Source organism: Saccharopolyspora sp. NPDC002686, assembly GCF_040295745.1.
Classification (GTDB): Bacteria; Actinomycetota; Actinomycetes; order Mycobacteriales; family Pseudonocardiaceae; genus Saccharopolyspora; species Saccharopolyspora oryzae.
In genome coordinates, this window is the sequence record NZ_JBEOVY010000663.1 from 1 (window position 1) to 1,300 (window position 1,300).

Below are 1,300 nucleotides of genomic sequence, written 5' to 3' on the forward strand. Positions count from 1 at the left end.
CATCGAAGGCCTGGACAGCGGCGGCAAGTTCAACGGAAATCGGACGTCTGATTTCCATTGAATTTGCGGTGAGTGGGGACGGACCCCTGGTGGAGGGCGCCGACGTCGCTTGCGCGGGGTGGTCAGCGGATCGAGCCGAGGAGGTGGGGTTTGCCGGAGCGGGAGCGGAGGGCGAAGGTCCAGTCGGACTCCTCGCGGCGGGCCGCGAAGTCCACTGTGGAGGGGAGCAGCAGCGGTTTGCGGAACTCGACGTCCACTGTGCACTGATCGGGGAGGCGCTCCGCGAAGGCCGCGAGGCAGCGGGCCTCGGACCACATGCCGTGGGCGATCGCCCGGGGGAAGCCGAAGGCCTTGGCCGCCAAGGAGTTCAGGTGGATCGGGTTGCGGTCGCCGGACACCGCCGCGTACCGGCGTCCGGTGTCGCCGGGCACCCGCCACGTCGCGGTCGGCTCCCCCGCCAGGTCGGTCGCGCGCTGCCCGGTCGAGTCCTCGGACTTCCCGCCCCGGCGCAGGTAGGTGCTGGTCTCCCGCCACACCACCTCGCCGGCGACCTCGGTCTCGGTGATCACGTCGAACTGCCGGCCCTTCGGGTGCGGGCGCAGGTCGGCCAGGCGCACCCGCTGGGTCAGCTCGTCGGTCACCAGCAGCGGCCGCTCCTGCCGGATGCTGTTGGCCACGTGCACCAGTCCGACCAGCGGGAACGGGAACCCGGGATCGGTCATCAGCTGCACCGACAGGCCGAACGACAGCACGTGCGGGTAGGTGATCGGCAGCTCGTCGCGCAGCCCGAACCCGCACACCCGGTCGTACTCGGCGAGGTGGTCGCGGTCGATCGCGATGTCCCGTCGCACGTACTCGGTGTCCGGCAGTTGGTCGCCGCGGCGCAGCGGACCGGTCGCGACGGCCTTCGCGTACAGCGCGGAGAGAGAAGGTGCGGTGCTCACTTCAGGCATTGGCTGTTTCCGTTCCGTCGACCGCTCACGCGCCCAGCAGGCTCTGCCCGCACACGCGCACGACGTTGCCGTTCACCCCGGCCGACGCCGGATTCGCGTACCAGGCGATGGTTTCGGCCACGTCCACCGGCTGGCCGCCCTGGGACATGCTGTTCATCCGGCGTCCCGCTTCGCGCACGAACAGCGGGATCGCCGCCGTCATCCGGGTTTCGATGAACCCGGGGGCGACCGCGTTGATGGTGACCCCGCGCTCGGCCGCGACCGGCGCGAAGGACTGCACGTGCCCGATCACCCCGGCCTTGGACGCCGCGTAGTTGCCCTGCCCGACGTTGCCCGCGATAGATCGG

General features: G+C 70.6%; 2 protein-coding genes. Both read right to left on the reverse strand.

Annotated features, from left to right (window positions below; translation table 11 throughout):
• Positions 1–122: 122 nt before the first annotated feature.
• Positions 123–953: a MaoC family dehydratase gene (locus ABTZ89_RS38725; protein WP_351054480.1), complete on the reverse strand. Its 831-nt coding sequence runs from the start codon at positions 951–953 to the stop codon at positions 123–125.
• A 25-nt stretch (positions 954–978) separates the two neighbouring features.
• A partial coding sequence (locus ABTZ89_RS38730; RefSeq protein WP_351054482.1) for an SDR family oxidoreductase occupies positions 979–1,300 on the reverse strand: 322 nt, incomplete at its 5' end.